The following is an 887-nucleotide window of genomic DNA, read 5'->3' on the forward strand; positions in this document are numbered from 1 at the left end:
TTAACCCGATGATATAGGCTAAGCCCGTCCATTTAACGCTAAACGAAGCCCCCAGCATTAAACCCGTGACAAGCGTCCAAAACCAACGTTGGCGCGATCGCTTCAGGGCTAACACCATACATAATTGGCTCAGCATTCCAAATAGCAAGATATAGGTATTAATCAACCCATATCTTGACTCTACCAATAGCAAACCATCCAAGGCGACAAAACAACCCGTTAGCCAAGCCCAGTCGCGGCGATCGCTCAATTGCCAAATAAACTCATAGATAACTAAAGGCAATAACGCTCCTGCTAAGGCAGTCATGCAGCGGTAGCCAAGGGGGGCATAGCCCAAAAGTTGAATCCCAAGGGCAATGATGTACTTAGCTAAGGGCGGATGCGCGTCAAACAAAGTTTCCCCATGCAAATAGTTTTGGGCAAATTTGGGGTAATAAACCTCATCGAACACGATATCCGCCGTGCCATCCAAATTCCATAGGCGTGTCGAAAATGCGATGAAGACGATCACCATTACTCCAAATACGGGATGTCCAGACAACCAAATTAGGTGATCGGACAAACGAGCGAACGAACGAGCGAATGGATTAATAATTAGGCGATCGATCCAGTTGCTCATCTAAAATTTCTGTTTTAAGGAGTTTTCACTAACTTTTCGGCAATCAGTTCTTGATTTATACCAGTTCACGAAAGTGTGACAACACTTTTGTGAATTGAAAACCAAACCCAGTAAGAGTTTTCAAAGCTCAAAATGGCGTAGCCATTTTGAGCTTTGGTATTACCAATTGGGAGTTTTTTCAAATATTTTCAAATACAAAAGGCTTTCTTAAGTACCTCAGCACAATTAAAATCCTAAAACCTGCGGCGCACGCGCGGCGTGCGCCGCA

1 protein-coding gene is annotated in these 887 nt (G+C 44.2%); it reads right to left on the bottom strand.

The genetic code is table 11. The features are described from left to right. Positions 1–619: phospholipid carrier-dependent glycosyltransferase (locus tag PSE7429_RS23105; RefSeq protein WP_009629836.1), on the bottom strand; the 619-nt coding region annotated here is incomplete at its 3' end. Positions 620–887: the final 268 nt, after the last annotated feature.

It is taken from the genome of Pseudanabaena biceps PCC 7429, assembly GCF_000332215.1.
In the GTDB taxonomy this organism is placed as follows: domain Bacteria; phylum Cyanobacteriota; class Cyanobacteriia; order Pseudanabaenales; family Pseudanabaenaceae; genus Pseudanabaena; species Pseudanabaena biceps.